This window comes from Streptomyces sp. NPDC107562 (genome assembly GCF_055657325.1).
In genome coordinates this window covers 91667-107061 of record NZ_JBVKBE010000015.1, presented here as the reverse complement: position 1 = coordinate 107061, position 15395 = coordinate 91667, and the positions used below count along the sequence as shown (strand labels likewise).

The 15395-nt window shown below is 70.5% G+C and carries 17 protein-coding genes and 3 pseudogenes; 18 read left to right on the top strand and 2 right to left on the bottom strand.

Annotated features, from left to right (window positions below):
* The 15 genes and pseudogenes from ACZ7LV_RS31925 to ACZ7LV_RS31855 all read left to right on the top strand — a co-directional run bounded on the left by ACZ7LV_RS31925 (window position 1) and on the right by ACZ7LV_RS31855 (window position 9197).
* The gene (locus ACZ7LV_RS31925) at window positions 1-552 is read left to right on the top strand and encodes a DUF4913 domain-containing protein (protein ID WP_471944633.1); all 552 of its coding nucleotides are present in this window, start codon (window positions 1-3) and stop codon (window positions 550-552) included.
* The gene (locus ACZ7LV_RS31920) at window positions 549-1034 is read left to right on the top strand and encodes a hypothetical protein (protein ID WP_471944485.1); all 486 of its coding nucleotides are present in this window, start codon (window positions 549-551) and stop codon (window positions 1032-1034) included. Before ACZ7LV_RS31925 ends, ACZ7LV_RS31920 begins: the two co-directional genes overlap by 4 nt.
* Before the next feature lie 18 nt (window positions 1035-1052).
* The gene (locus ACZ7LV_RS31915) at window positions 1053-1748 is read left to right on the top strand and encodes a hypothetical protein (protein WP_471944483.1); all 696 of its coding nucleotides are present in this window, start codon (window positions 1053-1055) and stop codon (window positions 1746-1748) included.
* Window positions 1749-1766: 18 nt separating this feature from the next.
* Window positions 1767-2510 carry a hypothetical protein gene (locus tag ACZ7LV_RS31910; RefSeq protein ID WP_471944481.1) on the top strand — a complete coding sequence of 248 codons (744 nt, stop codon included), beginning with the start codon at window positions 1767-1769 and terminating at the stop codon, window positions 2508-2510.
* A 145-nt stretch (window positions 2511-2655) separates the two neighbouring features.
* Window positions 2656-3009, top strand: coding sequence for an SH3 domain-containing protein (locus tag ACZ7LV_RS31905; protein ID WP_471944479.1), 354 nt, complete (start codon window positions 2656-2658; stop codon window positions 3007-3009).
* 96 nt (window positions 3010-3105) lie between these two features.
* Window positions 3106-3588 (top strand): hypothetical protein, encoded by a 483-nt coding sequence (locus ACZ7LV_RS31900; protein ID WP_471944477.1) that lies wholly within the window; start codon window positions 3106-3108, stop codon window positions 3586-3588.
* Window positions 3585-4027, top strand: a pseudogene (locus ACZ7LV_RS31895) (hypothetical protein). The gene ACZ7LV_RS31900 and the pseudogene ACZ7LV_RS31895 overlap by 4 nt, the downstream one beginning before the upstream one ends.
* Before the next feature lie 10 nt (window positions 4028-4037).
* Window positions 4038-4451 (top strand): hypothetical protein, encoded by a 414-nt coding sequence (locus tag ACZ7LV_RS31890; protein ID WP_471944476.1) that lies wholly within the window; start codon window positions 4038-4040, stop codon window positions 4449-4451.
* Window positions 4452-4494: 43 nt separating this feature from the next.
* The gene (locus ACZ7LV_RS31885) at window positions 4495-5337 is read left to right on the top strand and encodes a winged helix-turn-helix transcriptional regulator (RefSeq protein WP_471944474.1); all 843 of its coding nucleotides are present in this window, start codon (window positions 4495-4497) and stop codon (window positions 5335-5337) included.
* On the top strand, window positions 5334-5849 hold the full coding sequence (locus tag ACZ7LV_RS31880) for a regulator (RefSeq protein WP_471944472.1): 516 nt from the start codon (window positions 5334-5336) through the stop codon (window positions 5847-5849). Before ACZ7LV_RS31885 ends, ACZ7LV_RS31880 begins: the two co-directional genes overlap by 4 nt.
* A complete protein-coding gene (locus ACZ7LV_RS31875; protein WP_471944470.1) occupies window positions 5846-7081 on the top strand; it encodes an MFS transporter in 1236 nt (411 codons plus the stop codon). The genes ACZ7LV_RS31880 and ACZ7LV_RS31875 overlap by 4 nt, the downstream gene beginning before the upstream one ends.
* 31 nt (window positions 7082-7112) lie before the next feature.
* Window positions 7113-7415 (top strand): hypothetical protein, encoded by a 303-nt coding sequence (locus ACZ7LV_RS31870; RefSeq protein WP_251100332.1) that lies wholly within the window; start codon window positions 7113-7115, stop codon window positions 7413-7415.
* Between the two features lie 51 nt (window positions 7416-7466).
* Window positions 7467-8138 (top strand): annotated as a pseudogene (locus ACZ7LV_RS31865) (ATP-grasp domain-containing protein); the annotation flags it as partial.
* Window positions 8129-8302: pseudogene (locus ACZ7LV_RS31860) on the top strand (HAD-IA family hydrolase); the annotation flags it as partial. The pseudogenes ACZ7LV_RS31865 and ACZ7LV_RS31860, both read left to right, overlap by 10 nt.
* A 28-nt stretch (window positions 8303-8330) precedes the next feature.
* Complete coding sequence (locus ACZ7LV_RS31855; protein WP_471944468.1) at window positions 8331-9197, top strand: SPDY domain-containing protein; 867 nt, start codon at window positions 8331-8333, stop codon at window positions 9195-9197.
* Window positions 9198-9335: 138 nt separating this feature from the next.
* Here ACZ7LV_RS31855 and ACZ7LV_RS31850 read toward each other — a convergent pair whose 3' ends face one another.
* On the bottom strand, window positions 9336-9533 hold the full coding sequence (locus ACZ7LV_RS31850; protein ID WP_471944466.1) for a hypothetical protein: 198 nt from the start codon (window positions 9531-9533) through the stop codon (window positions 9336-9338).
* A gap of 232 nt (window positions 9534-9765) precedes the next feature.
* On the opposite strand from ACZ7LV_RS31850, the gene ACZ7LV_RS31845 reads away from it, so the two are divergent.
* The 3 genes from ACZ7LV_RS31845 (at window position 9766) to ACZ7LV_RS31835 (ending at window position 13400) form a co-directional block, all read left to right on the top strand.
* Window positions 9766-10566, top strand: a complete 801-nt coding sequence (locus tag ACZ7LV_RS31845; protein WP_471944464.1) for an SPDY domain-containing protein — start codon at window positions 9766-9768, stop codon at window positions 10564-10566.
* Window positions 10567-10596: 30 nt separating this feature from the next.
* On the top strand, window positions 10597-11589 hold the full coding sequence (locus ACZ7LV_RS31840) for an MSCRAMM family protein (RefSeq protein ID WP_471944462.1): 993 nt from the start codon (window positions 10597-10599) through the stop codon (window positions 11587-11589).
* Window positions 11590-11732: 143 nt separating this feature from the next.
* A complete protein-coding gene (locus ACZ7LV_RS31835) occupies window positions 11733-13400 on the top strand; it encodes an IS1182 family transposase (RefSeq protein ID WP_471944460.1) in 1668 nt (555 codons plus the stop codon).
* Between the two features lie 481 nt (window positions 13401-13881).
* Here the strand turns inward: ACZ7LV_RS31835 and ACZ7LV_RS31830 are convergent, their stop codons facing one another.
* Window positions 13882-15195, bottom strand: a complete 1314-nt coding sequence (locus tag ACZ7LV_RS31830; protein ID WP_471944458.1) for an XRE family transcriptional regulator — start codon at window positions 15193-15195, stop codon at window positions 13882-13884.
* Window positions 15196-15395: the final 200 nt, after the last annotated feature.

Genomic DNA, 15395 nt, shown 5'->3' with positions numbered 1-15395 from the left:
ATGGAGCAGTCGGCGCAACAGGCTCAGCAGCTCGACCACCTCGCCTCCGCGCCGGCGCCGAGCGGGTCACCGTTCGCCGCGTTCGGCATGCCGGGACTCGGCGGGCCTCCGGCCGCCGCTCCGCCGGAGCCCCGCCCGATCCTGGAACTCGACGGGGAGGAACGGGAAGACGAACTCGACGCCCTCTCGGACTGGGTCGACGACTTCTTCCTCCCGGTCTACGGGGCGGAGGTCACCACCGCGGCGCCTTGGTGCCTGCAGTGGCAGGAACACGACGACGTCGTGGCCTGGCTCCACGCCCTGTGGCTCGCCTATCAGCAGCACAGGGACCCCGAAGCTGGGCTCTCCGGGCTGTTCGTGTGGCACCGGGACTTCCTCACCCACGCTGTCGCCGCGATCCGCGTGCCGGGCGGACCGCTGTCGGCCTGCATGACCTCCCCCGACCGGCCCGCGCACCGTCTCCTGCCCGGCCCGCCGCCGTCCGTGCGCACCGAGACGGCGGCCACGGCGGATGGCGTCGGCACTGCCGAGCCGGGCGAGCCGACGCCATGAGCGCGGGAGCGGGACAGCCCGCGTTTGCCCTGAGCTTCGACCCTCGCGCGCTGACCGATCTCCTCCAGGCCCCCAGCGATATCCGTGACCTCACCCTTGCCTACCTGCAGGATGTCGTGAACGCGCAGCGCTTCGGACAGCGCCTCGACGGCGACCTGGAGGGATTCCGGAAGCTGTTCGTGGACCGCCGCAAGGACTGGCGCGTCGTCTACGGCGTCCGCCCGGCGCCCGCGGAATCCGCCCACCCAAAGGAGATCCACGTCGTCGCGATCCGGCCGCGTGCGGGCAACGACGTCTACGACGAGGTCGGCCGCCGCCTGGGGATGACCCGCCGCCCGCTGAGCGCTCGGACGCACGCGGCCCGCTCGCGTTCCCCGCAGTTGGCCACCCGTGCTCCCGTGCCCCGGCCCGGTCCGCCGCCTGCTGCACTGCCGGGTCTGCCCCGTCCCGCACTCAACCCCGCGCACCATCCCACCCGCTGAACGCACGGAGCGTCGCCCATGCCCCCTCAAGCCGCGCCGACACCCGCCCGGCGTGCGGTCACGCAGCTCGACCACCGCCGCGAAGCGGTCACCGGCCACGACATCGACACCCTGTGGGCCTACCGCGACCGCGGCGTCCTCGACGACCCGCACGCCCAGCTGGTCGACCGGCATCGCACCCTGGCCAACGCCCAGATCGGCGTCACCTTCTACCTCAAGCTGCTCAACCGGCTCACGAGCGGTGAGTTCCCTGTCGACGGCGCTCTCTTCGCACGTATCGACCGCACCGTGGACCAGCTGGAGGAAGCCGCCGACGCGCGCGACGCCGCCGCCCAAAAGGTGCTCGCCGCCCTGGAGCCCATTGAGGCCGCCGCCGCAGCATCGACGCCCGATGTTGGACGGCTCTCGACTGACGACCGGGCGGCACTGCTCGCCATCGCTGGCGGTGCGCTCCACAAACACCTGCTGACAGGCCGACTGTCCGTGACCGCCTCCTCCGGCACCCGCATCCCCTATCCCCAGATGCAGCAGCTGGAACGCGCTGGCCTGACTATCCGGGACACCAGCCACCCTGTGCACGCCAGCCAGCCCGTCTCCCTCACCGACGTCGGACGAGCCGCACTGCTGGACGCCCGCAGGACTCCTCCGACGCATGCGCCGAAGAGCCCGGCTCGCCCGAGCGCATCGCCGTCAACTCCGGCGCAGCGGCGCTGAACTCCACCGAAAGGCCCCTTGTTGTCTCCCACCGAACCGGCGCCGGTCCGGAAGCCCATCCCTCAAGTCGACTTCGACCTGGACGACCTCGACGCCGACGAGGAGAGGTACCTCGACTTCTACCGCCAGGTCGGCGTTTGCGAGGACATGCTCGTCCCCCTCGCCCAACACCACGACGGGCCGCAGAGCTACTACGTCCTGTTCGACCGCACCGCGACCTGGGGACGCCCCGGCATGCCCCAGGTGCTCGCCGTGTATCTGCAACGGGACTACGAAAAGCAGACGTTCAGCTTCGAGCAGGCTCCGCTGCCGTTGCCCGCGATGGCGCAGTCCTGGCTCATCCACCGCGGCTGCCCGCCCGACGCCATCGACCTCGACCCCGAGCTGGGACCACCACCGGCGGACGAGGCCACGCGAGCGCTGGAGCGACGTCTCGCCGGCAACGGCGACCACTACGCCATGGGCTACTCCTACACCCGTGACGACCCGGAAGACATGGTCGTCGTGGTGGTCCTGCGCGCCATGGACGAGTGCGCCCCGTCACCGTTTCGCGTTGTGGTCGAAGAGGTCGACACCGACGCCTGGACACACACCCTGCGCGAGAGCGGCTTCGACACGGTGGGCGAAGCCCTGCAGTGGTGCGAGGACCGCCTCACCGGCAAGGCCGGGCCGCTCCCGCCGGTCCGCCCGGCAGCCGCCGCCAGCCGCCCGGCAGGTGTAGCGAAGGGCCCTGCCCCGCGCCCGCCCGGTCGTTCTCGCTGAGCGCTATTCCAGTCGCGGGCGGCGCAACATAGCCGACGATCGCCGGTTAGCCAAACCGGCGATTCTCCGGACTCTTACAGCCGCCGGGACAACTCCTGCGGCCTCTTCCTCGCATTCCCTGTGCCTTCACGGAGGTTTCTTCCGCATGCGCTCCACCCGAATTGCCATATCTGCGGCGATGCTCGGCGCGCTCGCGCTGCCGGCGCTGTCCGCCACCCCCGCCAGCGCCGCGACCGTACCCCCCGCAGCAACCGCCACTCCTGCCATGAGCTGCCACAACCTGCCGCCGCTCCCGTACGCGGTGCACGCCAAGGCCGGGACCATCCGGTCCAAGGCCAGCTCGAAGTCCACCGCGCTCGGCGTGCTCTACAAGAGCCACAAGTTCAGCGTGTCCAAGAAGAGCGGCAACTGGCTCTACATCACGGACAAGACGACCGGCGTCAAGGGTTGGGTCTCCGGCACGTACGTCTACCGCGACGTCCGCATCTGCCTGGACTGACCGGATCCAGCACGTCCCGCTCAGCGGCGGGGGCGCCGAGTACAGCCGCCCCTCGCATTCCCCAGGCATCTGCCTTTCCAGAACAGGAGATCCCTTTTGACTGACGGCATATCCGATGAGTCTGCGGATGTCGTGGGCGTGCTCACCGAGCGGATCGAGGCCCGCTTCAACATGGGCATGGACCAGCTGAAGGCCGCGGTCGCCGCCGCTCCGACCGCGAACCCCGACGCCACCGACGTCGTCAAGTGGCACGGCCTTCTCGTCGAGGCCCAGTCCGTGCTGGAGCGCGCGGAGGACGACCTCCTCGCGGCCCTGCAGACCCAGCCCAGCGAGGCCGACGACCCGACGATGGGCCTCGCCCACCGGGTGAACGCAGCCGTCACCACCCGCGACGGCCGGGCCATGGTCGTGCGATGGCTACTCGACCCGGACGCTCCGGGCAAGAAGGACCTCGCCGCAGAGCGCCTGGCCCGCCTCCGGCCCCGAAGCGGCCCGGCTGTGCCGACCAACGCTCCCCACCGTCCCGCAGGGACACCCGCGCCGGCGTCGGCATGGCGGCCGGCAAGGTCCACCCGATGAGCCGGGACAAGGCCAGCACCATGGACACCGACCTGCAGAAGGTCTTCGGCAACCCGGTCCCCGAGCTGTACGAGGCGGCTTCCGGCCACGATGCTCCGCCCGCATTCGCCGCGCTCTGGAGCTGTGCTCGTTCCTGGCGCTCACCGAGGAGCAGGACGCCCGCGTCCGCGACCGTGTCCACGCCGACATGAATCCCGACCGTGACATGGACGAACTGTCGGCGGACAAGCTCCGCTTCGACGCGCAGTGGCTGGAAGCAGCACTGGAGGCCCGCGACGGCTACCGCGCCGCCCTCGGCGAGCTGCTGCGCACCATGCCCCCGCCTGCCCAGCAGGCCCGGCCTGTCCCTACGGCACAGCTCAGGGCCACCGCCACCCTGCCCCCGTCTGCCGCTCCGGCACCCCAGCGTGCCGGGGCGGCCCGGGCCCGCCGACCGTGAAAGCCCCCGATTGCCCCACCTCACGTCCACCGACATAGCCGGACGGATCGAGGACCTGTACGGCGCACCGCTCGCCGACCTCGAGGCCCATGCACAGGACCAGCCACCCGGCATGCTCTCCGCCCTGCTCGGCATGCACGACGCCCTCGCCGTGGCCGAGCGCAGCATCGACTTCCACCGCGATCACCTCGCCCGTCTCATCCACCCCGAGCGGCAGATCGGCCCGCACGAGGTCTCCCACCTCCTCGACGGTACCCGCCGGCTCGCCGAAGCCGTCGCCATCCGCGAAATCCAGGCCAAGTCGGTTGCCGCCGTCCTGCAGTGCCTGGCCCGCGCCCCGGCCCCGACGTCTGCCTCGCCGACTCCCTCGCCGCCTGCTCCGGCCGCGCCCCCGGTGGCGCAGAGCGCGGCACACAGCCGCTGACCCCCAGGCAACCCCCCTTTCCTTTCACCCAGGAGTTTCTCCCTTGGCCATCACCGCTCTGCCCCCCGATGCCGACGCCGACATCGCCCGGGTCACCGAGGCCCTCGCCATGATCACCCCGCGCTGGAACGTGAGGATCCTGCTGGCCCTTTCCGGCCCGCCGCTGCGCTACAGCGAACTGGCAGCCAAGGTGTCCTGGCTGCAGAACGGCCAGCTCCACCCCAAGCTCAAGTCACTGTGCGACGCCGGCCTCGTCGAGCGCACCGAACACACCGCACGCCACGTGACCTACGGCCACACCGAGCGAGCCACTGCCCTGCTGCCGATCCTGCCAATGATCGTCACCTGGGCCGAGGAGCACTTGGAGAAGGCGGAACGCCCGCTGGCCGCCATCGAGCAGATCGAGGACAGCCTCACCCTGCTCACCCGGCGCCACGCCGCTGCCATCCTGTGGGTGCTCAAGTCGCGCGAGGAGGTCAGCGGCCGGGTTCTGGCCCGGATCGTGATGCCCAGCAGCGACTGGACCAACATCTATCCGCCGTTGCGCCAGCTCGTTGCCGACGGTCTGGCCGACACCGAGGGCAACGGCCGGCCCTACCGGCTGTCCGCCGCCGGCGACGCCCTGGGCCCCGTCTTCGGCACGCTCTTCGCCTGGTCCGCCGGGCAACCCCTCGACCAGGCGGCCCACCACCCCGTCTGGGGCCAGCCGCAGGCCAAGAGCAAGCCGAGGCCGTGGGTCAGCAGCCCATCACGGCCGGCGCCCGCAGCGCTGCCACCCGCTCGTGCGGTTGGGTCGTCCCCGGCGTGGCACCACCGCGACCTCTTCTCGCACACCGTGACCAGCCACCCGAAGGCAGCCATCCCGGCGGGAGGCACGCGCCGATGAGCACCTTCTTCGCCTCTGCCGCAGCGCGCCACGCTGTCGACGTGCTCGCCTCGCGCTCCCTGATCCGTCTGGTCACCGAGATCGACGACAACGGCGCCATACCGCCGCGACGTCTGGCCGGGACTCTGTCCGACCTCTCCCCGCACCAGCTGCGAAGCGCCTCCGACACGGCCCGCACCTACGGTCTCGTCCGGGTCGCGCCCGGCGCCGGCCTGGAACTGACCGAATCCGGGCGGGAACTGGCTGACCTGTACGACGCGCTAGCCCGGTGGGCGCGGCGTCACTCGGTCCCCGCCGCCGTCTGCGAATTCAGCAGCCGTGTCAGGCATGGCCTCGGCCTGCTAGCACCATCGCTCACTCCTGGGAATGCCGACCGCCCCGGCCCTCTGGCCCATGTGCGCCCCATCAGTGTGGAGGCTGAGGAGGAGCTGGCCCGTGCCCGCACGTCTCTGGTCCAGTGGCTGGTTAGCAACCCCCCGGTTGCCAGGGCTGAGCCCGAGCGGGCCGCGTGAGCGCAGCGGTCACACCCCGGCACGCACGCCACACGGCCGGGCTGATAAGCAGCATCTACCTGCCGCGCACGGCGGATGCCTTGGCGTTCGCGATGTCCACCTACGGCATCCCGTTGCTCGTCTTGGCCACGACTGGTTCCGCCGTGCTGACGGGGGCCGCCTTCGCCCTGGAGTGGATCCCGCGCCTGGCTGCGTTCGGTTGGGCCGGATCGATCGTCGACCGGCGCGGCGCCTCGGTGGTCTTCCACCTCGCTTCCCTGGGGCGGGCGTTGGCGCTCGCCGCTGGCGCGGTGCTCCTGTACCTCTTCCCATCCGGCACCGTGGCGAGCGCGACAGCGATGGTGCTCGCGGCGGCGACCGGCGTGCTCACCGAGTTCAGCTACATCGCGACCGAGACCGCCGGAGCCGCCGCCGGCCGCCGAGCCGGACCCCGGGCCCACCGTGTCCAGGCCGTCCTGCTCGGCATCGACCAGACCGCGACCTTGGCCGGACCGGCGCTCGCCGGCGTGCTGCTGCTCGCCGGGCCGCCGTCGATGCTCGCAGTGGTCACCGTGCTCTCGCTGCTCGCTGCGCTGCTCGCCCTGCGCACACCGTCCTCGCCCGTTGCCCCGGCCCGCGCGCCGAAGGGGCGGCCCGGCGCCGGGCTCGTCACGGGGTGGCGCACCATCCGCGCGCTCCCCGCGCTCGGCTGGTTGGTGGCCGGGCTGACCCTGTCCAACCTGTCTGTCGGCCTTCTCCAGGCAGCCGGTCCGGTGATCGTCGTCCAGCACTTCGGGCAGTCCACTACGGCCGTCGGCCTGGTGTGGTCCGCCGCAGCGGCAGCCACCCTGGCGGCCGTCACCATTTGTCGGTTCGTGCTGGACCGCCTGGGCCTGTGGCCAGTGGGAGCCGCCTGTTCCGCCATTGCTTCGCTTGCCTGTCTCGCCGCCGCCCTGGCCCCCGACTACCTGTCCTACCTGGTCATGGTCGCGGTCCTGATGGCGGCCGATGGCGGCCTGGCGGTCGTCTTGCGCACCCTGCGCTCCCGACTGATCCCTCCAGAGGCGTTCGGCAGCACCCTGTCGGCCACCATCCTCATCCTTCTGCTGCCCTTCCCGGTCGCCGGCGTGCTCACTGCGCTCACCCCGCCCGACGCGCTGGGCCGCGTCATCACCGCGTGCGCCGCCCTGCAAACCCTCGGCCTGTTCTGCGCCTTCGCCCGCCTGCGCACCGACCCTGCCCTGCGCACCTGACCCGGCTGTGTCCAGCCCGTGGATAACCCTCATGACCATCGCCGCCCTCGGGTCGCACCGAGCGACCGGCCGCACCATCACCGAGCAGTTCCACGCCTTCGATGCCCGCAACCCGCACGTATACCGCGCTCTGGAACGCATGGCCGCACGCCGCCTGGCCGCCGGTGCCACCCGGATCAGCCTCAAGGACCTCTTCGAGGACCTTCGCCGCCAACTCCCGTACGGCGTCGCCGGGCTGAACAACAACTTCACCGCTCTCTACGCCCGCCGTCTGATCGACGACCACCCCCACTGGGCCGACGCGTTCGAGCTGCGCCGTCGCCGCGCCGCCTGAACACCCCCCTTTTTTCCTGCCCTGCTGTCCCTCGCTACGGAGAATCTCCTCTTGTCCGCTCGCCCTGTTGTACTTGTCGTTGCTCCCGGAGATGAGAACTACCGCGGCTACTGCCTTGAGCAGGTCGCCGACGCCTACGACGTTGTGCTGCTCACCGGCACCGAACCGTCGTGGGAGAAGCCGCACATCATCGATCACGCCGTCGTGGACCTCAGCGATCCTGCCGCGCTGTTGGCGGGGGGCCGGGCCCTGGCCGGACGCCACGACCTCGCCGGTGTCATGACCTGGGACGAGTGGAGCGTGGTCCCGACCGCCCGCCTCGCTCGCCAGCTCGGCTTGTCCACCACCGCACCCGAAGTGATGCAGGGGTGCCGCAACAAGGCCACCGCTCGGTCGCTGTTCGCCCGCCACGGCGTGCCTTCGGCCGCTTCGGTGAGCGTGCGTACCCGGCAGGAGGCCGAAGCCGCCGCCGAACGGATCGGCTATCCCGTGGTGCTGAAGCCCGCCTCACACGCGGGTGCCATCGGTGTGCGCCGCGTCGAAGACCGTGGCCAGCTCACGGCCGCCTACCGGGCAGCCGAACGGACGGCCGGCCAGGGCACCGAGAGCACCCGCGTGCTCGTCGAGGAGTTCCTCGACGGGCCGGAGATCTCCGTGGAGTGCGTCACCTACCGCGGCGCCACCACGGTGGTCGCGGTCAACCGCAAGACCACCCAGTTGCCTACCAGCACGCGATGAACGCCACCGGCGCCGCCGACCCCGACCGCGTCCTCTTCGTGGACGACCGGGCCGACAATTGCCACGCCGCCCGCCGTCTGGGCCTGCGCACGTTGCACTACACCGGCCGGCCCACCGACCTCGCAGCCGCCCTGCAGTCCCCGAACTGACCCGCCTCCCGCCTTCCCCCAGGATTCAGTGCTCCACGACGACCACGACACCATCGACGGCGACGTCTACGTATCCCCACGCCACCTGGCCCGCTCCACCGCGGTCGGTGACCCCGGCCTCGACCCGCTACGCGACCTCGGCTGGGATCTGCACCACGACGACCTCGGCAACGCCTACCTCACGGCCCCCGACGGCAAGGTCCGCCTCGGATACCTCCCCGAAGGCGACGACGACGGACTGTGGCGCATCAACGCCTACAAGGACGCCTTCGGCCCACCGGCCTGGGGCGTCTGCTTCAACGACGCCGCGCCCACCGAATTGGTCACCGCCTTCACCACCGCCCTCACCGAGGCATACCGGCAGGGCCCGGACCAGTACCTCGCCCGGCCGCTCGCCGGAAGCTTCGACCACCACCCCTTCCTGGCTGTCACCCCACTCATCAACCACGGTTGGCAGCTCGACCGCCCGGACCCGAGCACCTTCGCCATCACCTCACCCGACGGGCTCGCCACGCTGGAGTACACCACCGGCAACCTCGACCCAGCGATCGAACTGGAATCCCGCGACGCTCGCTGGCACCTGTGGGCCGGCACCTCCTCAGCCCGGCCCTTCTGGTACGCCACGGCCAGCACCGACACCCCTGCCGCCCTTCTGCGGGCCGTGACCGACGCCGTGGCCGACCCCGCACCCCTTCCTCGTTGGCGGGACGACACCGACAGCTACGTCAAGGACCACGCCCAGCTCACTCCGATCCTCCCGCCGAGTCCGACGCCGCCCACCCCGCTGGACGTCCGGCGGGCCACCGCGTCCCGCCGCCCGGCCGCGCTTCCCGCGGCCAGCGTCACGCGCTGGAGCACCACGAGCCGGCCTGCCCTGCCCGGCCCACGCCGCTGACCCCAACCCGCCCCGACCGGAGACGTAGCCCTCGTGTCCCTGCAGGCCCCCGAGTTCTTCACCGAGCTGTGCCTCCCTTTCCACGACCACGCCGTCGTGGGCAACACCTACTACGCCGCTCCCGTCCCGGGCACGCCGCTACGGCTGCGGATCGACTTCACCCACACCATCTACGCAGACACCTTTGACGGGCTGCGTGTCGCAGTCGTCCACCCGGAACGCGGCGAGATCGACGCTGTGGCGCTCAGCTTCGTGGGCCACGGAACGTTCCACCGCCGCGACGAAGCCAACAACACTTCCCGGCTCAGCGACAAGTACGGCACCTTCAACAAGCACGGGCAGCCCCCGTGGGAGGGAGCCGTCACCACCGGGCTGCGCGATGCCATCGAGCGGTACACGGTCGTCTGGTTTCCCGGCGCCTGGGCCGCCTCCGCGCCCAAGCAAGCGGCCGGTCGCACGTCGCGCAGAACTCCGCCCCCCGACCGCCCCCGCCGGGGCCACCCGCACCCGCTGATCCTCATCCCGATCCCCGCATCCCGCGCCAGCTACCCAGCAGGAGCCTCTCTTCGTGTTGCCCGATCCGCCCTCCGACCCCTTCAAGGATCTCGACGCCGCCCAGACCGTGAGGGTTCTCCCGCGTCACCTTGCCGGTCCCGGCCAAGCAGACCTGGAGACGATCTGGCCCTTTCCCTTCGACGAGGGCTGGCATCTGCACCAGGGGCTCGAAGGAATGGTGTTCGCCATCAGCCCCTGCGCCCGGCTGTGGACCCGCTTTGCTCCCAAACCCGAGGAGCGAGGCCAAGGGACGTGGACCATCGGCATGGGCCGTGTCCCCTTCGGCCCACGGACCTGGGAGATCACTTTCGACGCCACGACCCCCGCCGAACTCCTGCGCGACGTCCACGCCGAGTTGCTCGACCTGTACCTCGAAGACCGCCACAGCGACAAGGACCACCTGTTCGAGGACGCAACGGCCCCGCACGAGGTGTACACGCCGCTCCTTACCCACGGCTGGAGCCACAGCGCCAAAACGGACGGCACACAGACTTTCCTCCCCCCGGATGGCCTCGGCGGCGTGGGCCACCGGTACGCCACCACCGGTTCCGACGGCCCGATCTGGCGCGCCTGGGGCGGATACCCGAGCGAACCGCACTGGCAGGCCCGGTTCTCCGCCGCCGCGCCCACCACCCTCGCCGCGGCCTTCACCGCCTCGCTGATCTCCACCGAACCGCTGCACCGGGCCGTGAAACAGATCCCCTTCCACACCCGTCGTCACCTCTACGTCGCACCCGCTGGGGTCCCGCAGCCACTCAACCGTCCGGCCCCCGCGATGCCATTCACCGGCCATACGACCGGTCGCACCCGATGACCCCCGACCGATCAAGGAGTCTTCTTCCTCGTGCACGCACGTCTCGTTCGATCCGCCGCCGCCTTCGTCGTCGCCGCGGCCGGAACCCTCACCTGGGCGCCGGCCGCAAGCGCCGAGCCGTCCGAACCGAGCCCCTCGACCTCAGCCGAGACGCCGGCCCCGGACGCGGGCAGCGTCGAGATCACCACCAAGGACACGGCCGGAGACGCCCTGCCCGGCGCCGTGTTCCTGCTGCTCGACTCCGCCGGCCAGGAGGCCGGACGCGGGACGACCGACGACCAGGGGAAGCTGATCTTCTCCGACCTCGCGCCCGGCGTTTACCGGCTCAAGGAGACGGCCTCCGGCAGCCCGCTCCACGAGGTCGTCGCCGACCAGGACGTCATAGTCACCCCGAGGGCGACCACACGGCTGACGATCACCGACCCCTTTAAGGCCGCCAAGGTCCTCCTGCAGGCCAAGGACGACGAGACCGGCAAGCTGCTGGCCGGATCCACGGTCAACATCGGCAGCGGCGACAAAACCCTCCTCATGCTCACCACCGGCTCCGATTGCACGGCCAGCGGCAAGCTACCCATCAACTCCGGCACGGGCAACGAATTCTGGGTCAAGCAGGTGAAGGCACCCTCCGGCTACGACATCCACAAGCCCTCGAAGGAGTTCAAGGCCAAGCCGGGCGCCCCCGTGACCGTGACCGTCACCAACGCCAGGACCGCCACCACCCCGCCACCCACGGATAAGCCGGCAGGCAAGCCCACGGAGAAGCCGAGCGACAGGCCCTCCCCGGGCCAGCACGGCGAGGACGAGGATGTCCCGGCTCCGCACGCCTCGGCTACCCCGACAGCCGACGAGACCCGATCGAGTACCGCGGCACCTGCCCCCGCGGGCTCGCTCGCGCACACAGGCGCCGACGCCACCCCGTGGCTGATCGGAGGTGCCGGAGTTCTGATCGCCGCAGGCGGAGGCGCTTTCGCCATGGCCCGCCGCCAGCGCACGGACAACTCCACCGACAATGGCTCTGCCTAGAGTTGGTCCATCCGACTTACAGCACGAGGCCCCCGGAATCCGCCCCGAGACGCTGTTGGCGAATTCGGGGGCTCGCGTGACGTCGGCCTTCAAGACCCGGTTGTGGTCTTGAAGGCCGACGTTGTCGTATGGGGTGGGTGCGGATGTCGATGCAGCCGAGCGGGCCGAGTGAGGTCCCGGCGGAGACGGTGCGGGTGGCGCGGGCCGCGTTCCCCAAAGGCAGCTTGGCGATCCGGGTCCGAGACGAGTTGGGGCCGCTGTTCACGGATGAGAAGTTCGCGGACCTGTTCCCGGCACGCGGCAAGCCTGCCTGGTCACCGGGGCGGTTGGCGCTTGTGCTGGTGTTGCAGTTCGTGGAGGGGCTGACCGACCGGCAGGCTGCGGAGGCAGTGCGGGCAAGGATCGACTTCAAGTACGCCCTCGGCCTGGAACTCAGTGATCCCGGGTTCGACTTCTCGGTGCTGTCAGAGTTCCGGGACCGTCTGGTGGAGGCGGATGCGGGACGGCGTGTTCTGGACGGCATCCTCGCCGCGGCCGGAGAGAAAGGGCTGCTCAAGACGGCCGGCCGGGCAAGGACCGACTCCACCCACGTGCTGACAGCCGCCCGGGATGTCGTCTGGCTGGAGCGGGTCGCGGAGACCTGGCGGTCAGCGTTGAACGCCCTGGCCCAGGCGGCCCCGGACTGGCTGGTGCAGGTGGCCGAGCCGGACTGGTTCAAGCACTACGCGAGCAGGGCCGAGGACTCCCGGTTCCCCAAGGCCCGCGTCCGGCGGGACGAGATGGGGCTGCGGATCGGACGGGACGGGACACGACTGCTTCTGGCCGTCTGGTCCCGCCAGGCGCCGCCGCAACTGCGCACGCTCCACCAGGTGGAGCACCTGCGCCAGATGTGGGTGCAGAACTTCCACCAGGTCGAAGGCGAGGTGAGGCGGCGGGACCCAAAAGACCGGCCGCCGGGCACGACATGCCTGGTCAACCCCTACGACCTTGAGGCCCGCAACAGCGTCAAGCGGGATACCTCCTGGGCGGGATACAAGGTCCACTTCACCGAGACCTGTGAGCCGGACACTCCCAACCTGATCACGAATGTGGCCACCACCGGCGCCACGGTGCCCGACGTGTCGATGACCGAGTCCGTGCACGCCCAGCTCGCCGAGGCAGGCCGTCTGCCCGCCGAGCACCTGGTCGACGCCGGATACGTCGATGCGCATGCGCTCGTGCGAGCCCGCCGCGAGTACGGCCTCACCCTTACCGGCCCGGCCGCCTTGGCCATCAGTCCCCAGACTGCGGCGGGCGGCGGATTCACTTGCGACGATTTCGGCATCGACTGGGAAAACGAGCAGGTCACCTGCCCTGGAGGCAGGACCACGACCCGCTGGAATCCGGACCGTTCACCCGAAGGCACCCCCGTGATCCGGGTCCGTTTCAACAGAACCGACTGCCGGCCCTGTCCGGTCCGCCAGCAGTGCACCACCTCCAGCGTCGGCCGCCGCCTGACCCTTCGGCCCCGCGAGGAACACGAAGCCCTCCGCCAGGCCCGCGCCGACCAGGACACCGACACCTGGAAAGAGCGCTACAAGACCCGCGCCGGTGTCGAAGGCACCATCTCCCAAGCCACCCAGCGGTGCGGCCTGCGCAGATCCCGCTACCTCGGCCTCGCGAAGACCGCGCTGCAACACCAACTCACTGGCGCCGCGATCAACCTCGCCCGCATTGACGCCCACCTCACCGAAACACCGCGAGCCCGCACCTGCACCAGCCACTTCGCAGCACTTCGCCCCGTCGAGCTCACGCTCGACGGGGCGAAGTGACCGAGCCCCCGAATTCGCCAACAGCGTCTCCGCCCCGATTCCGGGGGCCTCGTCGTGCGTGACCGGAGACGCAGGGGTCAAACGAGCGGTGTAACTGGGGTGCGTACGGAAACGAACCAGACACCGGAAGTCGAAAAGCGCCTTCGCAAAGAGGTTGTCAGCTCTCAAAGACTCCCGCGCTGCCGAAGCCGGCCCCCGGCATCGAGCGGAGCAGATGGCCCTCGCAGCAGCCGTCCTCATCCTCCGGCAATCCGACAGCCAGAACCCAGCTGCCTCCGACAATGTCATCCCGCTCCGCCCATCCACCGAGTAGAGAGGGCCAGCCAAGAGTCGTCCCAGGTGACCAGGTCCTCGACCTCCGCGTCCCTCTCGGTCACCGCGGCCTTCCCCTCCCCGTGCGGGGCACGGTGACAGGTGCATCGACCGCCGGGCCCGATCCGTGTCGCCTACTCGTCTGCGGCGTCGGCGTCGAATCCGGCTTTCACGCGGCAACGACGGCTGACGACAGGGCGTCGAACCGATGAACCATGCGCTGAGAGGTGACGGTGCCGATGAGTCCTTCGGCCTGGTCGAGGAGTTCTCGTGCCTGGTCGCCGTCGCCGCACTGGTGGACGGTGTCGGCCAGGTCGAGGACGGCGTAGAGGTGGTCGCGCGGGTAGTCGGGGGCGGTCGCCTCGACGCGGCTGCGCAGGAAGGGGACGGCCCGGGAGGGCTGGTCGCAGGCGAGATAGGCCCGGCCTGTGGCGGCGTCCACGGAGTCCTTCGTGAGCCAGGTCGCCCACCAGGGTGTGCGCTCCTTTGCAGAGCCGAGGTGCCCCAGCGCTTCGTCGCGGAATCGGAGGATCGCGTCAGGGTCGTGCCGCCGTCCTGCGGCGTAGATACGCCTATCGGCGATCACCGCGGCGGCGGCGGGCGGAAGCTCCGGGGTGCGGGCGGCGATGTCGAGGAGTGCGGCGGCGTCGTTGTGGTGGCCCAGCCATGCAGCCTGGTACGCGGTGGAGGCGACGAGGTTGGCGGTCGCGTGACGGGTGGTCAGCGACGTGCCAGCCTCGCGGGCCAGGCGCATGCCGGTGTGGTAGATGCGTTGTGCCTGGGGGTGCTGGCGGGCGTCGAAGCACATCCAGCCGACCTGTTCGCTCAGTTCGATGTAGGCGGTGTGGAGCCGGTCGGTGAGGGGCCCTTGGCCGCGGGCCTGAGCCACGACCCGGGATGCGCTTTGCCAGATGCCGATGCCCCAGGTGAGGTCGCCGCTGGCGCTGCCGGTGGAGTCGTCGATCTCCCTCAGGTCGCGAACGGCCCTTTCGATCGACCCGACGAGCCGTTCGTTCAGCTGGCCGGAAGGGGCGGCGGAGGCTTCCTCTATCGGGCCGAGCAGCAGCGCGAGGGCGGGGGCGGTGGCTGCGGCTCCTGTGAGCATAAGCAGGTTGCGGCGGTCCATCAGGTCTCCTTGGCTGATCTCCTGGAGCAGGGCCTCCAGGGGGGCGTCGCCGGGCGCGTCGAGGTGACGGTGACGGGTCCGGGGGCGAGGCAGGTCCCATCCGACGTCGGCCGTGGTGATGCACCGTCCAGCCCTGGCGGTGAGGACGGCCAGGGCGTCCGCCTGGTTGTCGGGCTGCGGAAGTGAGGGGATCTCGCGTAGCCAGGGGTAGGCCGCCTTCGGGCTGAGGGGGGAACAGCCGCGACGAGCCCGCCGCTGGTTGATGCGGGCGATGAGCTGCTCTGGCCGCATCCCCAGCTGCTGTAACAGGGCGCCGAGCACGTTGGCCGGCGGGGCGTCAACCGCTGCTGGCTCCATGGGCACTCCAAGTCCGGCGGGGTCCTGGCCGGAAGGTACCACCGCTCAGGGGACTGCCAGAAGATGGGACGAATGGGGCCTGGTGTACGTACACCAGGCAGCAACGTCGGTGCCCGTACACCGACTTGGTGTGTGCACTGGGTACACCGCGGCGACCTCTCCCGATCATGTATCTGCCTCCGCTTGTCTGTCTCACCTCG